Raw genomic sequence first — 22,795 nt, forward strand, 5'->3', positions numbered from 1 at the left:
GATGGGATCTGCCGGTGCGGCAGACAGTAGGGAAAGGCGAGATGAACCCGATACGGGGAAAACCCTTGTCACCCCCCGAGGGGGGCGGGGGGAGGGTGAGGGGGCCGTAGGGGGACGGCAAAGGGGCGCCCCTGCGGCGGGACATCACCGCAGGGCGGACGCGGTGCGGCGCGGGCGATGTCGGTGGGGGCGATGAGCGCTTCCGCGAGGTGGCCACCGGCTTGCCGACGGGGATCGCCGCTCCCGTGATGTCGCATCGTTCGGCCGGTGAGGACGGAGCGAATGGCAGTGGTCCTCTGGCTCCGCGAACCAACCGGTGATCACTTGTCGGACAGCCCTAGCCCAGTTCGAGAGTCGTCACGCCGAAGACGCGTTCCCGCGCCACCGGGCGGACCGCGCCCGTGTACATGCGTGCCGTCTCGAAGGTGGGCTCGAGGCCCCGCTCCTCGGCGAGCCGGGCGGCGATGGGGTTGGCCTCGGGGATGTCGATCGCGATGCGTGGTGAACCGAAGGACCGCGCCTCTGCGGACAGCGCGTCCAGCAGGGCGGCCGCGTCCTCGGGAGTGTCCGCGAACAGGGGCCCGATGCGCGCCTCCTCCTGGGCCGGCCGCACCACTCCGTAGCCGGTGAGGCGCCCGTGGGCGACCCGGGCGAGCGCGCGATGGCCCGGAGTTGTGAGCCATGTCGTGAGGAAGCGCGGTCGGTCGGCGGGGTGGCAGGCGCTGTCGTACGCGGCGAGGGCGGCCGGGTCGACCTGCGCGGCGGGGACCACGTCCGGCGCCGGGGCGCCGGACGCGACGGGCTCGCCGACGTACCGGGCCGTGCGGTACGCGAGGGAGAAGCCGGAGCGACGGTAGTTGTCCTGCTGGTCCGGCACTCCGTCGAGGCCGACCGTCCGCTCGCCGGCGTGCGCGAGCCCGGCGCGCCAGGTCGCCAGCCCGTGACCGAAACCGCGCAGATCGGGACGGACGAGGTAGAAGCCCAGAAAGGCGTACCGGTCGCTGTAGTTGACGACCGAGATGGCGGAGACGGGCTCACCGTCGATCCGGCCGAGAAAGAACCCCTCCGGGTCCTGCGCGAAGAACGCCGGGGCGTCGGACGCCCCCGGGTTCCATCCCTCCTCCGCCGCCCAGGTTCGTACGAGCTCCCAGTCCTGCAGGGTGGCCGGGGCGATATGGAGGGTGTCGGGGGTGGGGGAGGGCATGCGTGTCCCTTCGACTGCCGGTGGAGCACGGGGCGGTGGGGGCGAATCGGACGAAGCGGCCCGATCCTAGCGAGCGCGGCGGGGCCGGAGATCAAGCGCCGACCATTTCCCGCCACGGAACGCGCCGCGCGCTCGCGGTGCTCATGCGGCGCGACACCGGGCGCTGCGGGCGCCGTGCCGCGCGTCGCCACGGGGCGCGTCGCCGTGCGCCCGGCGCGCGAAGCCGACCGCGCGTGCTACCAGGCCGTCCGCGCGCCGCGACATGACGCCGACTGCGTGCCGCCAGGCCGTCCGCGCGCCGTCACATGACGCCGACTGCGTGCCGCCAGGCCGTCCGCGCGCCGTCACATGACGCCGACTGCGTGCCGCCAGGCCGTCCGCGCGCTGCCACGTGACGTCGACGGCGCCGCGCGGTCACGTCTCGCCGTGCCATCTGCCGTCACCTCGACAGCGGGCATGGTCGCACCACGCGGGGCCGCCACCGCGCGCCGCCGCTCCACTCCACTCCGCGCCCCGCAGGTCGCCCCTCCTCACCCCACCAACCGCAGCGCCGTCCGCGCCACCCCCACCCGTACCGTCTGGCCCCACGTCAGTTCCAGCGCGTCCGACTCCATCCCGTCGCCGAACGCGACGAGGCGGTCCGACTCCACCGTCAGGTGGAGCGACTGCCCGGCGCTCAACACCCCCTCCACCCGCGTCGTGCCCGTCGTCGGGGACGGCCAGGCCTCGCGGACGAACCAGGCCAGGCGCGGGTCCGTGGGGACCGGCAGAGGCAGGGCGCTGGCGCTCTGCTGCCAGAGGGAGCGGAGCCAGCCCGTCGCGCCCGTGCCCGTACCGACCAGGACGCCCGAGGAGGCCTGCGGTTCGGTCGCCGGCTCCGGGTTCTCCACGGTGAGCGTGTAGCGGGCCGTCTGATGGCCGGGAGGGCCGAGATAGATCTCGTTGAGGGCGAGGAGCCGCTGTGTGTCGTCGGTGACGGCCTCCACCATCGTCAGCTCGTCCGCCCCCGTCCGATCCACCGCCGCCAGCAACGCCCGCGCGTCCGCCGCCCGGTGCCGTACCAGGACCCCCGCGTTCCGCCCCGGATCGGTGTCGATCCCGATGACGGGCTGCCCGTCCAGGTACTTCGCCACGTTGGCCACCAGACCGTCCTGCCCGACCACCACGACCACGTCCTCGGGGCCGAACAGGAAACGGTCCAGGTCCGCCCGCTCCACCCGGGCCTGTCGCCACTGCAGCGGCACCGCCGCCGCCACCTCCGCCAGCGCCCTCCGGTTCCGCTCGTGCCGCTCCCGTACGTCCTCGATGCCCCGGCCCCGGCTGGAGAGGAAGAACGCGGCCTGCCCGTGCGTACCGTGACGGGCCAGCAGCGCCTCGTACTCCGTCGTGCGGTGCACGAACACGGCGCGCGGCGCCAGGCTCACGACGAGGTCCCGCCGCCGAGCTTCGCCAGGAGTCCGGTCAGCACGTCGGGCGAGAGCGTCAGCTGCTCGATCCGGGGCAGGTTCTCCGCCGCCCGCGTGACCGCCAGCGCGTGCAGCGTCGCCGCGTCGACCTCCTCGTGCACCCGCAGCCAGGCCGCCTGCGCCGCCGCACGTGCCTCGCCGACCTCGCGCGCCGCCTCCGCCTCCGCGCGTGCGAGCCGGACCTTCCGCGACGCCTCCGCCTCCGCCCGTACGGAGTCCGCGGCGGCGCTCTCCTCGGCCTCGCGGCGAGCGTTGGTGCCGCGCTGGTCGACGAGCCGCTCCTCCTGCCGGGCGAGTTCGATCTTGCTGGCGAGCTCGTTCTCGGCGATGGTCCGCTCGCGTTCGACGGCCACGGCCCGGCGCTCGTAGGTGGCCCGGTCGGCCTCCTGCTGGATCTGCTCACGCGCGGGTGTACGCAGCGCCCGCTCCACCTCCGGCTCCGGACGGATCGCCACCACCCGTACCGCCACCACCTCGATGCCCGTGGCCGGCAGCCGCGGCTCGGCCGCGAGCCCGTCCGCGATCCGGTCCCGTACGGCTGCCACACCGTCGACGAGGGCCGCGGCGAGCGGGGTGCGGGCCAGGACGTCGAGAGCGTGCTGCTGCGCCGTCTCGGTCAGGAGCGTCGCGATCTGCTCCAGCGGCGCGCCGCGCCACGCGCCCGTGTCCGGATCGATGGAGAAGTCGAGCCGGGTGGCGGCCGCTTCCGGTTCGCCGATCCGGTACGTGACGGTGGACTGCACGCTCACGTCCTGGAAGTCGGCGGTCCTGGCGTGGAACGCCATGGCCAGCTCCCGGTCGTTCACCGGTACTTCGGAGAGCGCGGCGGACAGGGAGCGGTACCAGAAGCTGAGCCCCGTCCCGTCGTGGACGAGGCGTCCGCGCCGGTGGTGGCGGATGTGCGCGGTGGGCGCGGACCGCAGATGGCGCCAGCCGGCGCGGCGGGTGATGTCGGCCATGGGAACTCCCCCTTGTCGTCATGATGACGATAGGGGGCTCCAGGGTTTTTCGTCAAGGTGACGAAAGTGGTGGGTTCGGCGGAGTGATGCCGTACAGATGCGCCGAGACGTCCTCGTGAGCCAGTCGGCGCAGGGACAGCAGAATCGGTTCGTAGAGCATCGTGTACGCGACGGCCGCCTCGATCGCCTCCTCCAGGACCGGGTAGTCCTGCATCACCGCGTACTCCTCGGAGGCGATCGGATGCATCACCTCCGCATACCGCCGGATGTCGTCGACGCCGCCCCGGTAGCCCAGTGAACGGAGCGTCACGACCGCCCTGGTCAGCGCGGCGAGCGCCGGCGCCTCCTCGTTCACGTACCAGCCCATCTCGGTGAGCAGGTCGCGCATCTCGGCGAAGACCTCGTCCCAGAGCGCGCGCTCGGGATCGGAGGTGTCGGGCGGCGAGATCTGGGGGCCGAGCATGTACGCGGCGATGCCGACGCGTTCGTGGCGGCCGAAGGCGGGGTCGTCCGCGACGGCGAGGACGTCGCGGGCCTGCTGGATCGTCATTCCGCCGACCGTCAGCAGTGCCCGGATCAGCCGCAGCCTGCGCAGATGCTCCTCGCCGTAGTCGGACTGCCGTGCGGTGACGGGGGTGCCCGGGGCCAGGAGCCCTTCGCGCAGGTAGTACTTGACCGTGGCCACGGACACGCCGCCGCGGTCGCTCAGCTCGGAGAGGCGCAAAGACTTTCACCGTTCCCATCGTCTCGACACGGTTACCCGGGAGTTCTACTCTCCCCTTCAAGGATAGTTCAGCTATCCAACGACGGGAGGTGCGTGAACCATGGCAATGGGATCCGGCATCGCACGCGGACCGCGGCTCTTCTCCGCGCTGGAGTGGAACCGCGGCGGAGCCGAGGGGCGTGCGGAGCGGCGCCGGGTGCGCCGTGGCCGTTTCATGGCGGCCAACAGTGAACCGGTGGCCGTCTTCCTCATCGGCGTGCGGGTCAACCGCTGGCGCTCGATCCGCGGCTGGCTGCCCGTGCTGACGGCCATGCCCGCCATGCTCAAGGAGCTCCGCGCGGACCCGGAGAGCGGGTTCCTCGGCTACCGGATGCTCCTGGGGCCCTCTTTCGGCGAGGCCACCGTCATCCAGTACTGGCGGAAGGCGGGCGACATCCGCGCCTACGCCGCGGAGTCCGCCCGCAAGCACCGCCCCGCCCAGAGCGCGTACTGGCGGCGGTACTTCGCGAGCAACGGAGCGGTCGGCATCTGGCACGAGATGTACTCGGTCCGAGCCGGTGCGTATCACGGGCTCTACGGGGACATGCCGCCGATGGGGGTCGGCGCGCACTTCGGGCTGGAACCGGCCGTGCCGGGGGACAAGGGCGGGTACCAGCCGTCCACCGAACCGATCTTCGCGGCCCAGGTGACGGAGGACCGCCCGCCGTCGGGGGAGTGAGGAACCGTCAGCCCGCGGGGGCCGGTGCCGGGGAGGCTGCGGGCAGGGTCGCGGCCTCGTCGGTACGGGGCGGGGGCAGCGGCTGCCCGGGAGTGGCGAGGGGGGACAGGGGCGACGCCACGGGGGTGGTGACCAGGGCGGCGACGGCGGTGGGCGGCGGCGTCGCTGCGGCAGGCGCGGGGGCGGGTGCCGTGGGGACGGGCGTCGGGGCAGGTGCGGGGGCCGGTGCCGTCGGGGCAGATGCGGGGGTCGGCGTGGGGGCCGCTCCCGCGCCCGTCGTCAGCAGCACCACGCCGCGTGCCGCCACCACCGACGCGGCGGCGGCGATCAGCCAGCCCCACACGCCCGCGCGGAAGGTCTCGCCCAGCAGCGCCACGCCGATGACCGCGGCGGCGGCCGGGTTGGAGAGGTTCACGACGGCCAGCGGCGCGGCGAGTCCGCCGCGGTAGGCGGTCTGCGAGAGCAGCAGCCCACCGACGGCGAAGGCGGAGATCAGTACGGCTGTCAGGGTGGTCTGCCACCAGGCCGGCACTCCGCCGGGCAGTTCGCGCGCGAGGGCGGCGGTCAGCGTCTGCGTCAGGGCGGACGCCACTCCCGAGGCGATCCCGGAGGCCGTCGCATGCCCGAGCCCCCGCCCCCGGCGGGACGTTTCGGCACGGGAGCCCGCGCTGTTCCGTCCTCCCCTGGCGAGCACCGCGATCAGCAGGGCCGTCGACGACGCGACGATCAGTGCCTCGCGCAGCGTCAGAGCGTCGCCCGGCGTCGCGGGGCCCGTGACCGAGATCAGGCCGACGAGCCCCGCCAGTGTCCAGAACGCGCCACGCCACTCCGCCCGCGTCACCCGCCGCCGGGCGCAGTACGCCCCGAGCGGCAGTGCCGCCACCAGGGTGAGCGCGCCCAGCGGCTGAACGAGCGTCAGCGGGCCGTAGTGCAGGGCGGCCACATGGGCCAGTGCGCCGGCGGCGTTCAGGCCGACGGCCCACCACCACTGGCCGCGGGCGAGCAGGGCGCGCAGCGCGCCGCCACCGCCGTCGGAGGGGGCCGAGGCGGCGAGCCGGGACTGGGCGACCGCGGCGAGGGCGTACCCGGCCGCGGAGACCAGGGACAGCAGTACGGCGAGGACGATGCCGTCGGGGGCGGTCATCGCAGCGACTCCACCGGGCGGCGCGCGGCGGGCGCGATGCGGGCGACGGGCACGGCGGGCTCGGCGAGCACGGTGGGTGCGGCGGCGCTCGGGAGCGGGCCCGGGGCGGCCGGTCCGGTGCCCGGCGCCCGTACCACCGCGAGCGCGAGACCGAGCAGCGCCGCGGCGGCGAGGGCGTCGAACCAGTAGTGGTTGGCCGTGCCGACGACGACCAGGAGCGTCAGCAGGGGGTGGAGCAGCCACAGCAGGCGCCACCGGCCGCGCGTGGCGACGATGAGGCCGATCGCGACCATCACGGCCCAGCCGAAGTGCAGCGACGGCATCGCGGCGAACTGGTTGGCCATCGAGTCCGTCTCGGGGCTCGCGCCGTACACGGACGGGCCGTAGACCCGTGCGGTGTCGACGAGTCCGGTAGCGGCGAGCATCCGGGGCGGCGCCAGCGGCATCAGCAGATGGAGGGCGAGCGCGGCGGCGGTCAGGAGTGCCAGGACGCGGCGGGACCAGAGGTAGTGCCCGGGTCGGCGCCAGTAGAGCCAGGCGAGGAAGGCGATCGTGGCCGGGAAGTGCACGGCCGCGTAGTAGGTGTTCGCGGCCCGTACGAGCGGCTCTCCGTGCATCAGCAGCGCCTGGACGGAACCCTCGTCGGGCAGATGGACGGCCCGCTCCGCGTTCCATATCCGGTCGGCGTTGTGGAAGGCCCGCAGTTCGTGGCCGTTCGCGAACAGCCGGCCGAACTTGTAGACGAGGAACAGCGCCGTGACGAGCAGCAGCTCGCGCACCAGCGGGGGTCTCGGGGTGTTCGGGGTAGCGGTCGGCCCCGGTCCTGTGGGACGTGTCCCGCGTATCCCGGCAGCCATGCCCGGCCCCTTTTTCCCGTCAAATCGCCAGCAAACGGGGGAAGCCTAGATCCGAATTCATCGAGACGCAAGCGTCTCGAAACGTTTGCGTCTCGATTGTGCACCCCCTACTCTCGTATGTGCAGAGAGCTGTCCGGGAGGAATGGGATGTCCACACAGGCCGCGACCGCCGCCGCCCGCCGCGGAAAGATCACGCCGGAGCGGGAGAGCGAGCTCTACGAGGCCGTTCTCCGCCTGCTCCGGGAGGGCGGCTACGACGCGGTGACCATGGAGGGCGTCGCGGCTCGCACCAAGTGCGGCAAGGCCACCCTCTACCGCCAGTGGGGGAGCAAGCCGCAGCTCGTCACTGCCGCTCTCGCCAAACAGCGCTGCGTCTTCTTCAGCGGCATCGACACCGGATCGCTCGCCGGTGACCTCCGGGAGGCGGCCCACCTGGCCGCGACCCGCCGCGACCACGACGCCGAGCTGATGGAGGCCGTCAGCCAGGCGTACGTCCAGTACCCCGATCTGCGTGAGGCGCTCCGCGAGACCGTCATCAGCCCGGAGGTCGCGGCCCTCGACACGATCCTGAAGCGGGCGGTCGAACGCGGGGAGATCGACGCGGACAACCCGGCGATCGGCTTCGTCGCCCCCTGTTTCCTCGGGATGCTCCGCGTCGAGCGGCTCTTCGAGGAGCGTTTCGCCGACGCATCGACCATGCGTGCCTTCGTCGACTCCGTCCTGCTGCCGGCGCTGCGGCCGACGGGGCGCGTCGAGGTGTGAGCTCCGGCGGCCTCCGGCACCCTGGATCCATGCCAGCCGCTGCCCCCGACGTCCGCGTCCGCCGGATCTACGAGGCCCCCTCACCCGACGACGGTGTACGGGTCCTCGTCGACCGCCTCTGGCCGCGCGGCCTCGCCAAGACCGACGCCCGCATCGACGAATGGCCCAAGGCGCTCACTCCCTCCACCGAGCTCCGGCGCTGGTACCACGGTCCGGACGGCGAGTACGGGGAGTTCTGCCGACGGTACGAGGACGAACTCGCCGAACCCGACGCCGCCGAGGCCCTCGACCGGCTGCGCACCCTGTCCGCCGAGGGCACCGTCACGCTCCTCACCGCCGCGAAGGACCCGTCGGTCAGTCACACGTCCGTACTCCTGCGCGCGCTGAACGCCTCCGCGGCGTAGCCAGAACCGGCGATGCCGGTCACCATGTGCAGACCGCACCGAGTTCCGCACCTTCCCGCTCCGGAGGAGCCGCGTGGACCCGACCACGAACGCACGTCACGAGCTGCTCGACGCCTTGCAGCGCGACCCGTACCCCCTCTACGCACGTGCGCGACAGACCGCAGGTCTGACCTTCGTCCCCGAACTCGACGCCTGGCTGGTCGCCAGGGACGCCGACGTCCGTGAGGTGCTGCTGCGGCCGGAGGACTTCTCCTCCGCCCAGGCGCTGCGGCCCGACGTCATCCCCCCGGCCGCCGTCTTCGGTGTCCTCGCCCGCGGCTACGGCAACCGACCCACCGTCGTCTCCACCGACGGCGCCGCCCACCGCCGCCACCGCGCCCCGATCAACAGTGGCCTCTCCGCGGCACGGGTCTCGGCCCTCGCGCCGTACGTCGCCGAGGTCGCCGCCGCCCTCGTCGACGGCTTCGCCGCCGACGGCCACACCGAGCTGATGTCCTCCTACGCCCGCAAGCTGCCGGGCGCCGTCATCGGCCGGCTCATCGGCTTCGAGCCGGAGGACGTGCCCGTCGCGGTGCACGGAGGACACCGCGCCGAGCAGCTCCTCTTCCGGCCGATGGCCGAGGACGAGCAGATCGCGGCGGCCGAGGACGTGGTCGCCCTCCAGCGACTCCTCGACCGCTACGCCCGCGAGCGGCGCTCCCAGCCGCGCGACGACCTCTGCTCGGCGATGGTCGCCGCCCTCGCCCCGGACACCGGCCTCGGCCCAGGGCCCCGCGAACTCACGGACGACCAGCGCCACGAACTCGTCGCCAACCTGCAGAACCTCCTCATCGCCGGACACCTCACCACCACGGCCCTGATCGGCACCGCGCTCTTCCATCTGCTGCGCCGGCGCGACCAGTGGGAGCTGCTGTGCGCCCGCCCCGAACTCATACCCGGGGCGGTGGAGGAAGCCGCCCGCTTCGACACCGCTGTCCAGGGATTCCGCCGCACCACGACCCGGCCCGTCGTCCTGGCCGGCACCGAACTGCCCGCGGGAGCCACCGTCTTCGTGGCGTACGGCTCCGCCAACCGCGACGAGGCACGGCACGAGGACGCCGACGTCTTCGACATCACCCGCCCGGCGACACCCACCCGTCACGTGAGCTTCGGTCACGGCGCCCACGGCTGCCCGGGCTCCCAGCTCGCCCGCACCCAACTCCGCCTCACACTGGAGCTGTTCGTCCGCCGCTTCCCCGGACTGCGGCTTGCGAAGGACCAGGACGTGGAGATGCGGCCGACGCTGATCCACCGCTCGCCCCTGGAGCTGCACCTCACCTGGTGACGACCGGGCGCCGCGCTACTCGGCCAGCAGGCGCGGCGCCTCGGCCGCCGCGTCGGTCACGGCCTCCGCGCGCTCCGCCAACTCCCGGGCCCACCGCACGAGTCCACGGACGTCGATGCCGTACGGATCGGGCTGCCCGGAGATCCGGTCGGCGCCGCGCAGCAACAACCGCGCCCCGCCGGGCCCGTTGCCCCGCGCCGCATGGGTCAGCCCCACGGCCAGCTGGGCGAGCCCCTGCCACAGGTCCCGCTCCCCGGAAGGGCCCGTCTTCCACGCGTCCTCGAAGACCTCGTGCGCGTGGAACGGCATCCCCGCGTCCAGCAGCCGCTGCGCCTCACGGAGCGTCTGTGCGGGCGTCCGCACCACCCCTTCGGGCTGCCGCGGCACCCCCTCGACCCCGTACGGCAACGGCCGCCCCAGCCCGTCCCGCGGCCGAGCGCTGCGCGCCCGACCCTCCTCGTCCCGGTCCCTCCGTGTGCTGTCCACCCACCCATTCTCCCCTTCGACGGCCCGGCCTGCGGGTATGCCACCCGCCACCGGGCGCGGCCGCGTCCACCGGCCCCGCGAAGTGAGGTAATGTTCTCTTGCACGCCGCCGCCGGGGAGGAACCGGGGAACGGACGGGCATCGGGACGTGGCGCAGCTTGGTAGCGCACTTGACTGGGGGTCAAGGGGTCGCAGGTTCAAATCCTGTCGTCCCGACTCGAAAGAGTCGCAGGTCAGGGGCCGTTTCAGAGAGATCTGAAACGGCCCCTCGATCGTTTTTTGGGGACCACTTGGGGACCAACTCGCCCTGACCGCGTCAGCGGGTGACCAGGATCGGACTCGGCAGGGAGCGCGGCGCGCGGAGCACGCTGAGGTGTGCCGAGAGGGCCGCGCCTGCGGCGGTGATCTTGTGCGCGTAGGAGTGCAGGTACTGCTGGGTGGTGGTCGGCGAGCCGATGGCCGGAGAGTGTCCGCCTCCAGGCCCGGCGGTGTCACTCCCCGTGCGTCGGTTTGCCGCGCCGGCCGTGGGAGGGGGTCACGAGCGCTTCCGGTGGGAGCCGGACCATTGCGTGCGCAATGTCGCCAGGCGGGGCAGCGCAGGCAGCTTCCGGGTGAGATGGTCCGCACCCTTGGCGTAGGCGATGCCGAAGAGGAGGGCCGTGATCAGCGACAGGGGTTCGGAGACGTCGTCCAGGATCGGGTAGATCTGCCAGTGCGTCAGATAGATGGAGAGCGAGCCGGCGGCGAGGAGCCCCGCCGCCCGGTTGACCAGGTGGTGGCTGGGAAGGGTGGGGAACCACACCAGCAGTACGAACCCGATGAGGACGAACGCCTCGCGTCGGGGTTCGCCGGGGAAGAAGCCGGGGACGGTGGCGAGTGCGCCGAGGGTGACGAGCAGTCGATGGGGCGTCGTGTGGGCCTTCGCGGCCGCCCAGCCGAGGGCGAACAGCCAGAAGACGGTCACCGCGTCGGTGATCTGGGACCGCTCGGGGAGGCCGACCAGCTCGTAGCGAGTGAGCAGGCCGAGTGCGGCGAGGGTGAGGGGAAGGCCGTACGGGAAGCGTCGTTCCGCCCGGTCGACGGCGGGCAGGGCGAGGAGTGCGAGCGTCGCGAGCAGGATGTACACGAGTGCTTCCACGAACCACAGGTGCAGACCCGGCCCCATGTCCTGCGGAAAGAGAGCGTTGTGCAGCAGGAGGAGGTTGCTCAGGTCGTAGTCGGCGCCGATCAGGATCGCGAAGGCGGTCCAGGCCATGCACGGCAGTGCGATGCGTGCGATGCTCCGTCCGGTGCGGCGGACGCGTTCGCGTCGCTCGGCGGAGGAGAGCAGGAAACGGGCGAAGTTGAAACCGGCCACCGCGAGCAGCAGATGAGCACCGCCGCGGAGCTCGAAGAGCCGCACATGCGAGCAGACGATGCACACGATCGCGACCGCGCGCAGGGCGACGCTGGTCTCCAGGGACCTGCCGCGGCCCCAGGTCTTCCGCTCGGGGACCCGTAGCTCGCTGATCGGTGTGGTGTGCCAGCTCGTGGGCAGATGGCCGAGGCGTTCTTCGAGGTGGAGTGACATCTCGACGTAGGACAGGGAGTCGCCGCCGAGTCCCACGAAGGTGCTGTCGGGTGTCACATCCGTACGGTCCAGGATTCGGGCGTAGAGAGCACACAGGTCGTCGGCGCCCGCGCCACCTGGCAGGACTCCGGCGTCGTCCTGCCGGCCCGCAGTGCGGACGGCCTGGTAGTCGGGCTTTCCTGTGGGCAGGCGGGGGAGTTCGGGCAGCAGGTGGACGCGTATCGCGCGCGCCGGCAGGCCGAACTCGTCCGCGACCCGTCTTCGGATCCGCCGCTCGTCCCACCCTGCCTTGCGCACGACGGCGAGAGCGAGCCCCTCGTCGTCCCCCGCGCACAGCGCGCTGAGGTCGTGGCGCTCTTCAAGTGTCGTCTCGACCTGCTGGGGGTCGATCCGCAGGCCGAGGATCTTCAGGAACCGGCTGCGGCGGCCGACGATCTCGTACAGACCCTCGTCGGTGCGTCGGGCCAAGTCGCCGGTGCGCAGGGTATCGACGGTGCGCCCGAGGGCGAGGTCGTCGGGTGTGTGCGCGTAGCCCAGCATGACGTTCGGGCCGGAGTACACGAGTTCGCCGACGCCCTCCTCGGCCCCGGAGGTCTCGTCGACGGCTTCGAGGGAGAACGAACCGCCGGGAACCGGAACGCCGATCGCTGCCGGATGCGCGGTCGCGAGCTCCGGCGGCAGGTAGGCCATGCGGGCGGTCGCCTCGGTCTGGCCGTACATGACGAAGAGGTCCCAGCCGCGTCGCTGCCCCAGTTCGGCGTAGTGGGTGACGCGTTCGGGGGCAAGGCGGCCGCCGGCCTGGGTGACGTACCGCAGGTGCGGCAGCTCCATCTCGGCGAAGCCGACCCGGTCGAGCAGATCGAAGGTGTACGGGACTCCGGCGAGGGTGGTGCCGCGGGCGGTGCGGAAGAGGTCCCAGAAGCAGGTGTCGGCGACCGAGAGTTCGGTGAGGAGGAGGCCGGCGCCGCGCAGCAGGTGGCTGTGGATGACGGACAGGCCGTAGCAGTAGTGCATGGGCAGGGTCGTCGCCGCCCGGTCGGTGTCACGGATGCCCAGGTATGTGGCGATCGACTCGGCGTTCGCCTGGAGGTTCTCGTAGGAGAGCCGGACGAGTTTGGGGGAGCCGGTCGAGCCGGAGGTGCTCAGGAGCAGGGCGAGATCGGGGTGGTAGTCGTGTGCGGAGCCGGTCCGCCGCTCCTCGATCCGCCACTCGTCGGAGCCGGAGCCCGGGTGGACGACGATGTCGGGATCGTAAGCGGCGGTCAGGGCCTCCACGGCCTCCGGATGGTCGCCGGGTACGAGCAGGACCGGGTGCCCCGCCGCGAGCGCGGCCAGGTGGACGACGACCGCGCCGACCGTGTTGGCGCCGGGCAGGAGCACGAGGCGGCGCCCCGGGCCGAGCCGTTGGGCGGTGACGGCGACCCGCCGGGCCAGCTCGCCGTAGGAGACCACGCCCTCCGCGGTGACCAGGGCGGTGCGGTCGCCGTGCAGCGCGAGGCCGTCGGCAAGGGGCAGGGTGTGGCCACCGGCGGGCGGGGCAGGGAGGAGCGTCACGGGCGCATCGTAGGTAAGGCTTTCCTAATCGAGAAGAGGGGGTGCTGGTATCGGATGCCCATTCGCGACCGGGCCGTTATCAAAGCCTGCCTTGACCATTAGGTTAGCTTTACCTTATCAATGCCGTATTCACAGGTTCTCCCGGTAGCTCTTCGTCGCTCGTCGCAAGACCCGTCGCCATACGCGACGGCCGCGACCGGCACGGCAGGAAGGCATCACCTCACCATGCGCCGCCCCTTGGCTCGCACGCTCACCGCGCTCACTACGGCAGCCCTCCTCGTCCCCGCGCTCGCGAGCTGCGGAAGCGACGAACCGGCCGGACTGGTCATCTACTCCGGCCGCAACGAGAACCTCGTGAAGCCGCTCATCGAGAAGCTGGAGAAGCACCTCGGTACCAACGTCGAGGTCCGCTACGGCGACAGTGCCGAGCTCTCCGCCCAGCTCCTGGAAGAGGGCGACGAGACCGAGGCCGGTCTCTTCCTCTCCCAGGACGCCGGCGCCCTCGGCGCGCTCTCCAAGGAGCAGCGCCTCGCGCCGCTCCCGAAGGCCACCCTCGACAAGGTCGACACCGCCTACCGGGGTTCGGCCGGCGACTGGACCGGCGTCAGCGGGCGCGTGCGCGTCCTCGGGTACGACCCCGCCCAGGTCCCGACGCCGCCGAACAGCGTCCACGAGCTCGTGAAGCCCGAATGGAAGGGCAAGATCGGTGTCGTACCGACCAATGCCTCCTTCCAGGCGTTCGTCACCGGCATGCGCGTCCTGGAGGGCGACGAGGCAACCCGCACCTGGCTCAAGGGCCTCAAGGCCAACGAGCCCAAGGTGTACGAGGGCAACCTCAAGGTCCTCGAAGCCGTCGACAAGGGCGAGGTCTCCCTCGGCCTGCTCAACCACTACTACTGGTACGAGCAGGTGGCCGAGAAGGGCGCCGACAAGATGAAGGCCAAGATCCACTACCTGCCCGAGGGCGACCCGGGCGGCCTCGTCAACGTGTCCGGCGTGGGCATCCTCAAGGGCGCCGACGAGAAGCAGGCCGCATACGCGCAGAAGGCCGTCGACTTCCTCCTCTCCGCCGAGTCCCAGACGTACTTCGCGCAGGAGACCAAGGAGTACCCGTTGGCCGCCGGAGTGAAGACCGCCGCGGGCGTGCCGCCGCTGGAGACACTCCAGCCGCCGAAGATCGACCTCGGCAAGCTCGACTCGCTGAAGGAAACCCTGGCCATGCTCCAGGAAGCCGGACTGGTCTGACGTGACCTCACCGGATTCCCCCGTCCGGACGCGTCACGACACCCGCTCGGCGAGCGCCCCCGCGCCCGCCGGGCGGAAGCACGCCGACGAACGGAAGCAGGCCGAAGGCCGCATCGACGGTGCCGCGAGACCCTCGTGGGTCCTGACCGTCCCCGCCTGCCTGGCGGCTGCCCTCGCCGTCCTGCCCCTCGGCTACCTCGCCGTGCGCGCCCTCGAACGCGGCCCCAGCTTCGCCTGGGACGTCATCGCCGCCGACCGGACAGGTCAACTGCTCCTGCGCAGCCTCGGTCTGACCGCCACCGTCGTCGCCGCCTGCCTGCTCCTGGGTATCTCCCTGGCATGGCTGACCACGCGCACCGCCCTGCCCGGCGCCCGCGCCTGGTCGGTCCTCGTCACCATGCCCCTGGCCGTACCCAGCTACGTCACCGCCTTCGCCTGGCTCTCCGCCGCGCCGTCGCTCGCCGGTTTCACCGGCTCGGCCCTGGCGCTCACCCTGGTGAGCTTCCCGTACGTCTACCTGCCGGTCGCCGCCGCCCTGCGCGGCACCGACCCCGGGCACGAGGAGGTCGCCCGCTCGCTCGGGCGCGGGCCGCTGCGCACCTTCCTGAGCGTCACGCTGCCCCAGCTGCGGCCGGCCGCGGCGGGCGGCGGACTGCTCGTCGCGCTCTATGTGCTCTCCGACTTCGGCGCGGTGTCCCTCATGCGGTACGACACCTTCACCCGCGGCATCTACACGTCCTACCGGGCCAGCTTCGACCGCACTCCGGCCGCCGCGCTCAGCGCCGTGCTCGTCCTCATGACCATTGCGCTCGTCACTGCGGAGACCCGCACCCGAGGCCGGGCCGGGTATGCCCGTACCGGAGCGGGAACCGCCCGGCGGGCCGTTCCCGCCGCGCTCGGCCGGCTGCGGCTGCCCGCCCTCGCCTGGTGCGGAGCCGTCGTCGCGGCCGCCGTCGGATTCCCGCTCGCCACGCTCGGCTACTGGCTCGCCGTCGGCTCCTCCGCCACCTGGGACCCATCCACCCTCACCAGCACCGCGCTCACCACCCTCGGCGTCGCCGCCGGGGGTGCCGCGCTCACCACCCTGCTCGCGCTGCCCGTCGGTGTCATCGCGGCCCGCCACCGGGGCCGGCTCGCCCACCTCCTCGAACAGGCCGCGTACGCGGGGCACGCCGTCCCCGGCATCACCGTCGCGCTCGCCCTGGTCTTCTTCGCGGTCCGCTACGCCCGGCCGGTGTACCAGGAGACACCACTGCTGATCTGCGCGTACGCGGTGCTCTTCCTCCCCGTTGCGGTGGCCGCCGTCCGCGCGGCCGTACTCCAGGCGCCACCCGTACTCGACGACGTCGCGCGCTCCCTCGGCCGCACCCCCTTCGGGGTGCTCCGCGAGGTCACCGTGCCGCTCGCCGCACCGGGTGTCGCCGCGGGCGCGGCCCTCACCTTCGTCGTCTGCATGAAGGAACTCCCCGCCACCCTGCTGCTGCGCCCCACCGGCATGGACACCCTGGCCACCCGGCTCTGGACCGAGACCGGCAGCGGATCCTTCGCCGCCGCGGCCCCGTACGCAGCCCTCCTCGTCCTCCTGGCCGCCGTCCCCTCCTACCTCCTCGGAAGGCACCGCCCATGAACGACCTCCAGGTCAGCGGCGTGGTCAAGGCGTACGGCCCCGGCGCCACCGTCCTCGACGGCCTCGACCTCACCGTCCGGGGCGGGCACCTCGCCGCCGTCCTCGGCCCCTCCGGCTGCGGCAAGACGACTCTGCTGCGCGTGATCGCCGGCTTCCTGCGCGCCGACGCGGGCACCGTCACCGTCGCCGGCCGCACCCTCGCCGGTCCCGGCGTTCACCTCGCGCCCGAACGCCGCCGCATCGGCATCGTTCCCCAGGAAGGCGCGCTCTTCCCTCACTTGAGTGTGGCGCGCAACGTCGCCTTCGGCCTGACCGGAACGGAGCGCGGCACCCGGGCCAAGCGCGTCGACGAGATGCTGGACCTCGTCGGCCTGGGCGGCTACGGCGACCGGATGCCGCACGAGCTGTCCGGCGGGCAGCAGCAGCGCGTCGCGCTGGCCCGCGCGCTCGCCCCCGAACCCCATCTCGTCCTCCTCGACGAGCCGTTCAGCGCCCTCGACAGTGGACTGCGCGGAGCGGTACGGGCCGAGGTCCGCGCCGTGCTCCGGGCCAGTGGCGCCACCGCCGTCCTCGTCACGCACGACCAGCAGGAGGCCCTCTCCACGGCCGACGTCGTCGCCGTGGTCCGGGACGGCCGCGTCGCCCAGTGCGCCACCCCCGAGGAGCTCTACCAGCGCCCCGCCGACCCCTGGGTGGCCTCCTTCGTCGGCGACGCGGTCTTCATCGCCGGCACGGCCGACGAGAATTCCGCCACGACGCCACTGGGCCGCATCCCCCTCGCCGCCGCCCCCGAGGGCCTGCGCGACGGCCTCGTCCTGCTCCGCCCCGAGCAGTTCCACCTCACGGGCCCGGAAGAGGCGACCGCTCAAGGCACCGTCACCGACGTCCGCTTCTTCGGCCACGACTCCATGGTCACCGTCGCCGTGGACGGCCTGGACCAGCAGATCGACATCCGTGCTCCCGGACCGCTCCGGGTCCGTCCCGGCGGGAGGATCGGCATCCGCGTCACCGGCGAGGCCAGCTTGCACGAAGTTCCGGCCTGATTGCGAAGGGTGGGCGCACGAGGGTGGTGCGGTCGGTTGCCTTGCTGCGCTGCCCCACCCGGAGACCAGCGGGTGTGTCGGCAGCGCGCACCTCCGTCGGTCCCGTCGTGCCTCGCCGACTGGCTGTTGAGAGTGCAGTGTGTCGCCGTTGGGGATCATGCGGGGACCAGTGCACTTGACCGGTCTGAGCGCAGCTCGACCCGGTCGGGAAGAACGGCGGCAACTCCCGCAACGGCACTCGGGCAGCACGCCGACCCGATCGTCTTCCTGTCCGACGGGCGCGTCCTGAGGGCGACGGCGGTCAGGAGAACAACTGCGGTCTAGGGGAGGGCACTGCCGGCGGCGGGCAGGACCTGTTCGGCCCAGATGACCTTGCCTTCCGGTGTGTACCGGGTGCCCCAGTGCTCGCTGAGCTGGGCCACCAGGAACAGTCCGCGGCCTCCCTCGTCCGTGGTGGCGGCGTACCGCAGATGCGGGGCGGTACTGCTGCCGTCCCACACCTCGCAGGTCAGAGTGCGATCGCGCAACAGACGAACGCGAACCGGCTCGGCGGCGTACCGTATGGCGTTGGTGATGAGCTCGCTGAGGATCAGTTCCGTGGTGAAGGCGAGTTCCTGCAGGCCCCACACCTCGAGTTGCTCGGCCGCGAGGCCGCGGATGGCGCCGACCTCGCTCGGGTCGAACGGTACGTCCCACTCCGCGACCCGGCCGGGGCCCAGAGTCCGTGTCCGGGCGATGAGCAGCGCGATGTCGTCGGCCGGCCGGCCGGGGAGCAGGGCGTCGAGTACGGCGCGGCGGGTGGCTTGCGGGTCTCGGTCGGGGTGGCTCAGCGCCGTGCGCAGCCTTTCCACGCCCACTGAAATGTCCCGGCTCCGCTCCTCGACCAGCCCGTCGGTGTACAGGACGAGCTGACTGCCTTCCGCCAGGTGCAGTTCCATGGTCTCGAACGGCATGCCTCCCAGCCCCAGCGGGGGGCCGGCCGGCAGTTCCGAGATCGTTGTCGTGCCGTCCGGGGCGACCACGAGCGGTGGCATGTGTCCTGCCCGCGCCATGGTGCAGTTCTGGGAGACCGGGTCGTAGACGGCGTACAGGCAGGTCGCGCCCAGGACACCGGCGTCCGAGGGCGCGCTGTCGCCTTCCTGGTCCATGCGCTGGACGAGGTTGTCGAGACGGGCGAGGAGTTCGTCGGGCGGCAGATCCAAGGAGGAGAAGTTGTGCACGGCCGTGCGCAGCCGCCCCATGGTGGCCGCGGCGTGCAGGCCGTGCCCGACGACGTCCCCGACGACGAGCCCGACGCGGCTGCCCGACAGCGGGATCACGTCGAACCAGTCCCCGCCCACTCCGGACTGGGCGGGCTGGTAGAAGTGCGCGACGTCCACCGCGCTCTGCTCGGGCAGATCCTGTGGCAGCAGGCTGCGCTGGAGCGTCACGGCGAGATTGTGTTCGCGGGTGTAGCGGCGGGCGTTGTCCATGGTGACCGCGGCGCGGCCGACAAGCTCCTCGGCCAGGGACAGGTCGTCCTCGTCGAACGGTTCCGGCTTCTGCGACCGCCAGAAGTTGACCACCCCGAGCACGACGCCCCTGGCCTTCAGCGGAGCCGCGATGAGCGAGTGGATCCCGTAGTCGACGATCTGGGACGTCCGCGGCGGGTCCTGGGCGTGCCAGCCCGGCGCGTCATGGAGATCGGGTACCAGTTCGGCCGTGCCCGTACCGTAGCCACGGGCCTGCGGTGTGGACGGCAGGAAGTCGATCAGTGCCCCGAGCGGGTACAGCGGGTGATCGGATCGGATGCCGCTGACCGCCGTGCGCCGCATGTCGGCGCCCGGGCCGGGCTCGTCGCCCTTCAGTACCGGGTCGGCCAGGTCGACCGTGACGAAGTCCGCGAACTGGGGAACGGCGACATCGGCCAGTTCCTTCGCGGTGCTGACAATGTCGAGGGTGGTGCCGATGTCACCCCCGGCGTCGTACAGCAGCTTGAGCCGCTTGCGGGCCGTCTCCGCCCGGCTGCTCAGGAGCTGCATCTCGGTGGAGTCGCGGATGGTGACCGCCGAGCCGTGCGGGCGCGTGGGCCGCTGATTGACCACGAGCAGCCGGTCCCCGGCCTCCAGCACCTCGTCGGTGGCCACCCTGCCGGACAGCAGCAGTTCCGCCATACGGCGATCCATGCCGACCTCGTCGACGGGGCGTCCTTCGGCGTCGTCCGGCAGACCGAGCAGCCGTCCGGCCTCGTCGTTCGCCAGGAGTAGTCGTCCTTCGCCGTCCGTGATCAGCACGCCTTCGCGGACGGAGTGGAGCACCGCGTCGTGGTGCTCGTACATCCGGGTCATCTCCTGCGTGCCGAGCCCATGGGTCTGGCGGCGCAGTCTTCGGCTGATCAGCGCCGTGCCGACGGTGGCCAGAGCCAGACCGATGGCGATGGCCAGGAGGATGACCGGAAGCTGACGGTCGGCGACGCCGGTCACGCTCTCCACCGTCAGACCTGCCGAGACCAGGGCGACGACCTCCCCCTCCGGCGAGGTGACCGGGACGATCGCCTGGATCTCCTTACCGAGCGGCCCCTCCACACTCTCGGTGTACACCTCGCCGGCGAGCGAGGGCTCGATCGTGCCGACGAACCGCTCGCCGATGCGGTCGGGCTGGGGGTGGCTGTAGCGGATGCCGTTCGTGTCCATCACCACGATGAAGTCCACGCCTGCGTCCTTGCGTGTCTCCTCGGCGAGGGGCTGCAGGATCGCGGACGGGTCCGGCGAACTCAGCGCTTCCTGCAGGCCCAGGGAGTTCGCGAAGGTCTGAGCCACGGAAACCGACCGGTTGCGCGCTTCACGGTCGATGTCGTACCGCGACTGCAGCACCAGAGCCAGTAGGGCCCCGGCGGCGAGCAGCACCACGATCGCCACCTGAAGGACGAAGACCTGTCCGGCGACGCTTCCGAATCTTCTGCCTAGGTTCGACCGCACCGGCACGCCGGGCACGAGAGACGAGACGGGCTCACAACCCCAGTTGTAGCACCTCCCCGCGGCCAGGGCTCCCGGCGTTCACGGTACGCATCAGGGCCGCGACACAAGGTTCCCACCGCTGCGGGTCAGGGGGACGGGCGTCGATCCATGATCTGGGAGACGAGGGCGTCCAGGTCGAGGTGCTCGCTCTCCCGGCCGCGGGACAGTGCGTTCGGTCCGGTGCAGGAAGGCGGCGACGTCCGGCCTCGAGGCACGGAGCAGGGCGGTGCATCCTCCTCCGAGGCCGGCGAGCGAGAGGTGGACACGGCCCGAGTGGTCGCCGCGGCCGGGGAGACCGATAATTCGCCCGCGTGGTTCGTTCCTCGACTCCGGCCGTGAGTACGGTGCGCGAGAGGGCCCACGCGAGGGACACCGGCGAGCCGGTGTGACCGGCGAGACAGACCGTGCACGGGGTCTCGGTGTTCACGTACATCTCGCGCCCAGAATTTGTTCGTTATCCCATGGCCCCTACTCCTGGGGCTCAAGGGGTCGCAGATTCACATCCTGTCGTCCCGACTCGAAGGAGTCACACCGGTGCTTCCCGATGTGGAACAGCTGACCCGGATCGCCCCGCCGTCGGCGGAGCGCGCTCCGCGGGCCTGGCCCGAGGTCGAGGCACGGCTGGGCACGGCCCTGCCCGAGGACTTCAAGGGCCTCGTCGACACCTACGGGGGCGGTGTCTTCGACGAGACGATCCGGGTACTGGAGCCCGACTGCGCGGACCGCGACTACGACCTCCTGGCCATGAAGGAGGAACGCGCCGAGGTGCTCGCCCGCCTGTGGGAGATCGGCCCGGAGCCGCGCCCCCAACAGCTCGCGGCCGACGGAGCCGGCCTGCTCCCCTTCGCGTACATCGAGGGGACCGGCGCCTACCTCTACTGGCTCACCGACGAGGCCGGGCGGCCCGAGGACTGGACCGTCATGGCGAACGCCGGCCGCGGACCGGAATGGGAGCACCACCCGGTGCACTGCACCCGGTTCATCCTGTCCGTCATCACCGGCCGGATCCACTCCGGCATCCTGGGCAACCTCCCCGTCGAGGACCACACATTCGACTCCAACGACGACATCCTGGAAGCCGGCCCCGGACCGTCGGCCTTCCCGGCGCCCTAGCGGCGGCTGAACGCCACCCGGAACAGCCGCGTGTCGTACCAGTGGCCGAACCGGGCACCGGCCGGCCGCCGCTGGAACCCCAACAGTGAGCGCCGCGCCCGACGGGCGCAGGCTCAGTCGGTGGCCGGAGGGAACTCCTGTTCCGCCCAGATGGTCTTGCCGCGACGGCTGTAGCGGCTGCCCCAGCGGGTGGTGAGTTGGGCCACCAGGTAGAGGCCGCGGCCGCCCTCGTCGGTCAGCCGGGCCCGGCGCATCCGTGGGTGGGTGGCGCTGGGGTCGGAGACCTCGCAGATCAGTCGGCCCGCGCGGATCAGCCGTACGTCGATCGGGCCCCCGGCGTACCGGATGGCGTTGGTGACCAGTTCGCTCAGCACCAACTCGGTGGTGAAGACGAGCTCTTCGAGTCCCCATTCGCGCAGCCGCGTCGTCGCGGCCTCCCGTACCGTGCCGACCGCCGCCGGATCCGCTTCGATCTGCCACGACGTCGCGTCCTCGGTCGGCACGGCTCGTGTGCGGGCGAGCAGCAGGGTGACGTCGTCCCCGAGTCCGTCGGCGGGGCGGCCCGCGACGATCGCGCGGCCGAGCTCACGCAGGGGACCCGCGAGGGCGCCCGGTCGGGTCAGATGGCCGGCGAGTTCGTTCATGCCCGCGTCCATGTCGCCGTCCCGCCCCTCGATCAGGCCGTCGCTGTACAGGGCGAGGACGCTTCCGGGGGCCACGTCGACCTCCGTCGCCTCGAACGGCAGGCCGCCGACGCCCAGCGGGGGACCCGGGTCGACCGGGAGGTACGACACATGGCCTTCCGGGTCCGCCACGGCAGGCGGTGGATGGCCGGCGGACGCCACCGTGCACCGCAGCGAGACCGGGTCGTAGATCGCGTACACGCAGGTCGCGCCGGTGGGGGAGGAGGGATTGCCGATGTGCCAGCCGTCGTCGAGGTCGTCGTCGGCGTCCCCGCCGTCCGTCCTGTCCTCGCCCTCCTCGTCGAGGTCCGTCTCATCGGGCTCGGCGAGGAGTTGGGCGACCAGGTCGTCGAGATGGGTGAGCAGCTCGTCGGGTTCGAGGTCGAGATCCGCGAGGGTGCGGACGGCCGTGCGCAGCCTGCCCATGGTGGCCGTGGCCGCGAGGCCGTGGCCGACGACGTCCCCGACGACCAGGGCGACGCGGGCGGAGGACAGCGGGATCACGTCGAACCAGTCTCCGCCGACACCCCTCGTGGTGTCCGCGGGGAGGTACGTGCCCGAAGTCGTCGCCGCGGTCGTCTCCATCTGGGTGGGCGGCAACATACTGCGTTGGAGGCCGACGGCCGCGCGGCGCTCGCGCGTGAAGCGGCGGGCGTTGTCGAGAGCGAGGGCCGCACGGTCGGCGATCTCGCGCAGCAGGTCCCGGTCGGCCTTTCCGTACGCGCCACGATCGGCGTTCCGGCCCACGGACACCCGGCCGAGCACCATCCCCCGGGCGCGCAGCGAGGCCGCCATGGTCATCGGGTAGCCACCGACACCGGGGTCGGGGGCGGGGGGGGCGGCGGCCAGGGCCCCCGGCCCGGGGGGCCGGGCGGGCCCGGGGGGGAAAAAAAAAAGAAACAGGCCCCGCAGGTTTT

18 protein-coding genes and 1 tRNA gene are annotated in these 22,795 nt (G+C 72.2%); 9 read left to right on the top strand and 10 right to left on the bottom strand.

The features are described from left to right. Positions 1-337: 337 nt before the first annotated feature. The 4 genes from ACFC0D_RS16755 to ACFC0D_RS16770 all read right to left on the bottom strand — a co-directional run bounded on the left by ACFC0D_RS16755 (position 338) and on the right by ACFC0D_RS16770 (position 4,353). Positions 338-1,204, bottom strand: a complete 867-nt coding sequence (locus ACFC0D_RS16755) for a GNAT family N-acetyltransferase (RefSeq protein ID WP_376435814.1) — start codon at positions 1,202-1,204, stop codon at positions 338-340. A gap of 530 nt (positions 1,205-1,734) precedes the next feature. Further along, a complete protein-coding gene (locus ACFC0D_RS16760; protein ID WP_376435817.1) occupies positions 1,735-2,628 on the bottom strand; it encodes a hypothetical protein in 894 nt (297 codons plus the stop codon). Beyond that, entirely contained in the window at positions 2,625-3,629 is a 1,005-nt protein-coding gene (locus ACFC0D_RS16765; RefSeq protein WP_376435820.1) for an SPFH domain-containing protein, read from the bottom strand. The genes ACFC0D_RS16760 and ACFC0D_RS16765 overlap by 4 nt, the downstream gene beginning before the upstream one ends. Positions 3,630-3,681: 52 nt before the next feature. Further along, complete coding sequence (locus ACFC0D_RS16770; RefSeq protein WP_376435823.1) at positions 3,682-4,353, bottom strand: MerR family transcriptional regulator; 672 nt, start codon at positions 4,351-4,353, stop codon at positions 3,682-3,684. A gap of 100 nt (positions 4,354-4,453) precedes the next feature. Between ACFC0D_RS16770 and ACFC0D_RS16775 the strand changes: the two genes are divergently transcribed. Then, positions 4,454-5,071: a DUF4188 domain-containing protein gene (locus tag ACFC0D_RS16775; RefSeq protein ID WP_376435826.1), complete on the top strand. Its 618-nt coding sequence runs from the start codon at positions 4,454-4,456 to the stop codon at positions 5,069-5,071. 7 nt (positions 5,072-5,078) lie between these two features. Here the strand turns inward: ACFC0D_RS16775 and ACFC0D_RS16780 are convergent, their stop codons facing one another. Both ACFC0D_RS16780 and ACFC0D_RS16785 read right to left on the bottom strand, forming a co-directional pair. Further along, positions 5,079-6,215: a DMT family transporter gene (locus ACFC0D_RS16780; RefSeq protein ID WP_376435829.1), complete on the bottom strand. Its 1,137-nt coding sequence runs from the start codon at positions 6,213-6,215 to the stop codon at positions 5,079-5,081. Continuing rightward, on the bottom strand, positions 6,212-7,072 hold the full coding sequence (locus tag ACFC0D_RS16785) for a phosphatase PAP2 family protein (RefSeq protein WP_376435832.1): 861 nt from the start codon (positions 7,070-7,072) through the stop codon (positions 6,212-6,214). Before ACFC0D_RS16785 ends, ACFC0D_RS16780 begins: the two co-directional genes overlap by 4 nt. Positions 7,073-7,219: 147 nt before the next feature. On the opposite strand from ACFC0D_RS16785, the gene ACFC0D_RS16790 reads away from it, so the two are divergent. From ACFC0D_RS16790 to ACFC0D_RS16800, 3 genes are all read left to right on the top strand, one after another. Beyond that, positions 7,220-7,834 carry a TetR/AcrR family transcriptional regulator gene (locus tag ACFC0D_RS16790; protein WP_376435835.1) on the top strand — a complete coding sequence of 205 codons (615 nt, stop codon included), beginning with the start codon at positions 7,220-7,222 and terminating at the stop codon, positions 7,832-7,834. Between the two features lie 29 nt (positions 7,835-7,863). Beyond that, on the top strand, positions 7,864-8,238 hold the full coding sequence (locus tag ACFC0D_RS16795; RefSeq protein WP_376435838.1) for a DUF488 domain-containing protein: 375 nt from the start codon (positions 7,864-7,866) through the stop codon (positions 8,236-8,238). A 73-nt stretch (positions 8,239-8,311) separates the two neighbouring features. Beyond that, on the top strand, positions 8,312-9,562 hold the full coding sequence (locus tag ACFC0D_RS16800; protein ID WP_376435841.1) for a cytochrome P450: 1,251 nt from the start codon (positions 8,312-8,314) through the stop codon (positions 9,560-9,562). Positions 9,563-9,577: 15 nt separating this feature from the next. On the opposite strand, the gene ACFC0D_RS16805 is transcribed toward ACFC0D_RS16800, so the two are convergent. Next, positions 9,578-10,048, bottom strand: coding sequence for a DUF309 domain-containing protein (locus ACFC0D_RS16805; protein WP_376435844.1), 471 nt, complete (start codon positions 10,046-10,048; stop codon positions 9,578-9,580). A gap of 141 nt (positions 10,049-10,189) precedes the next feature. Between ACFC0D_RS16805 and ACFC0D_RS16810 the strand changes: the two genes are divergently transcribed. Then, positions 10,190-10,263 (top strand) — tRNA-Pro (locus ACFC0D_RS16810). Positions 10,264-10,582: 319 nt separating this feature from the next. Here the strand turns inward: ACFC0D_RS16810 and ACFC0D_RS16815 are convergent. Beyond that, positions 10,583-13,171, bottom strand: a complete 2,589-nt coding sequence (locus ACFC0D_RS16815) for an AMP-binding protein (protein ID WP_376435847.1) — start codon at positions 13,169-13,171, stop codon at positions 10,583-10,585. 225 nt (positions 13,172-13,396) lie between these two features. On the opposite strand from ACFC0D_RS16815, the gene ACFC0D_RS16820 reads away from it, so the two are divergent. The 3 genes from ACFC0D_RS16820 to ACFC0D_RS16830 are packed head-to-tail and all read left to right on the top strand — an operon-like array spanning position 13,397 to position 17,086. Beyond that, positions 13,397-14,416 (top strand): iron ABC transporter substrate-binding protein, encoded by a 1,020-nt coding sequence (locus ACFC0D_RS16820; RefSeq protein WP_376435851.1) that lies wholly within the window; start codon positions 13,397-13,399, stop codon positions 14,414-14,416. 1 nt (position 14,417) lies between these two features. Continuing rightward, the gene (locus tag ACFC0D_RS16825) at positions 14,418-16,043 is read left to right on the top strand and encodes an ABC transporter permease (RefSeq protein ID WP_376435854.1); all 1,626 of its coding nucleotides are present in this window, start codon (positions 14,418-14,420) and stop codon (positions 16,041-16,043) included. Next, positions 16,040-17,086, top strand: coding sequence for an ABC transporter ATP-binding protein (locus ACFC0D_RS16830; RefSeq protein WP_376435857.1), 1,047 nt, complete (start codon positions 16,040-16,042; stop codon positions 17,084-17,086). The genes ACFC0D_RS16825 and ACFC0D_RS16830 overlap by 4 nt, the downstream gene beginning before the upstream one ends. A 320-nt stretch (positions 17,087-17,406) precedes the next feature. Here ACFC0D_RS16830 and ACFC0D_RS16835 read toward each other — a convergent pair whose 3' ends face one another. After that, positions 17,407-19,983 carry a SpoIIE family protein phosphatase gene (locus ACFC0D_RS16835; RefSeq protein ID WP_376435859.1) on the bottom strand — a complete coding sequence of 859 codons (2,577 nt, stop codon included), beginning with the start codon at positions 19,981-19,983 and terminating at the stop codon, positions 17,407-17,409. Between the two features lie 633 nt (positions 19,984-20,616). Between ACFC0D_RS16835 and ACFC0D_RS16840 the strand changes: the two genes are divergently transcribed. Beyond that, complete coding sequence (locus tag ACFC0D_RS16840; protein ID WP_376435862.1) at positions 20,617-21,195, top strand: SMI1/KNR4 family protein; 579 nt, start codon at positions 20,617-20,619, stop codon at positions 21,193-21,195. Between the two features lie 113 nt (positions 21,196-21,308). On the opposite strand, the gene ACFC0D_RS16845 is transcribed toward ACFC0D_RS16840, so the two are convergent. Next, on the bottom strand, positions 21,309-22,795 hold a 1,487-nt coding region (locus tag ACFC0D_RS16845; RefSeq protein WP_376435865.1), incomplete at its 5' end, for a SpoIIE family protein phosphatase.

The sequence above is a fragment of the Streptomyces sp. NPDC056222 genome, from assembly GCF_042264065.1.
Classification (GTDB): Bacteria; Actinomycetota; Actinomycetes; order Streptomycetales; family Streptomycetaceae; genus Streptomyces.

Excerpts from the sequence above, each read along its gene's own strand:
- ACFC0D_RS16780 (WP_376435829.1), bottom strand. The coding sequence starts at position 6,215 with ATGACCGCCCCCGACGGCATCGTCCTCGCCGTACTGCTGTCCCTGGTC.
- ACFC0D_RS16790 (WP_376435835.1), top strand. The coding sequence starts at position 7,220 with ATGTCCACACAGGCCGCGACCGCCGCCGCCCGCCGCGGAAAGATCACG.
- ACFC0D_RS16775 (WP_376435826.1), top strand. The coding sequence starts at position 4,454 with ATGGCAATGGGATCCGGCATCGCACGCGGACCGCGGCTCTTCTCCGCG.
- ACFC0D_RS16820 (WP_376435851.1), top strand. The coding sequence starts at position 13,397 with ATGCGCCGCCCCTTGGCTCGCACGCTCACCGCGCTCACTACGGCAGCC.
- ACFC0D_RS16795 (WP_376435838.1), top strand. The coding sequence starts at position 7,864 with ATGCCAGCCGCTGCCCCCGACGTCCGCGTCCGCCGGATCTACGAGGCC.
- ACFC0D_RS16785 (WP_376435832.1), bottom strand. The coding sequence starts at position 7,072 with ATGGCTGCCGGGATACGCGGGACACGTCCCACAGGACCGGGGCCGACC.
- ACFC0D_RS16765 (WP_376435820.1), bottom strand. The coding sequence starts at position 3,629 with ATGGCCGACATCACCCGCCGCGCCGGCTGGCGCCATCTGCGGTCCGCG.
- ACFC0D_RS16830 (WP_376435857.1), top strand. The coding sequence starts at position 16,040 with ATGAACGACCTCCAGGTCAGCGGCGTGGTCAAGGCGTACGGCCCCGGC.
- ACFC0D_RS16755 (WP_376435814.1), bottom strand. The coding sequence starts at position 1,204 with ATGCCCTCCCCCACCCCCGACACCCTCCATATCGCCCCGGCCACCCTG.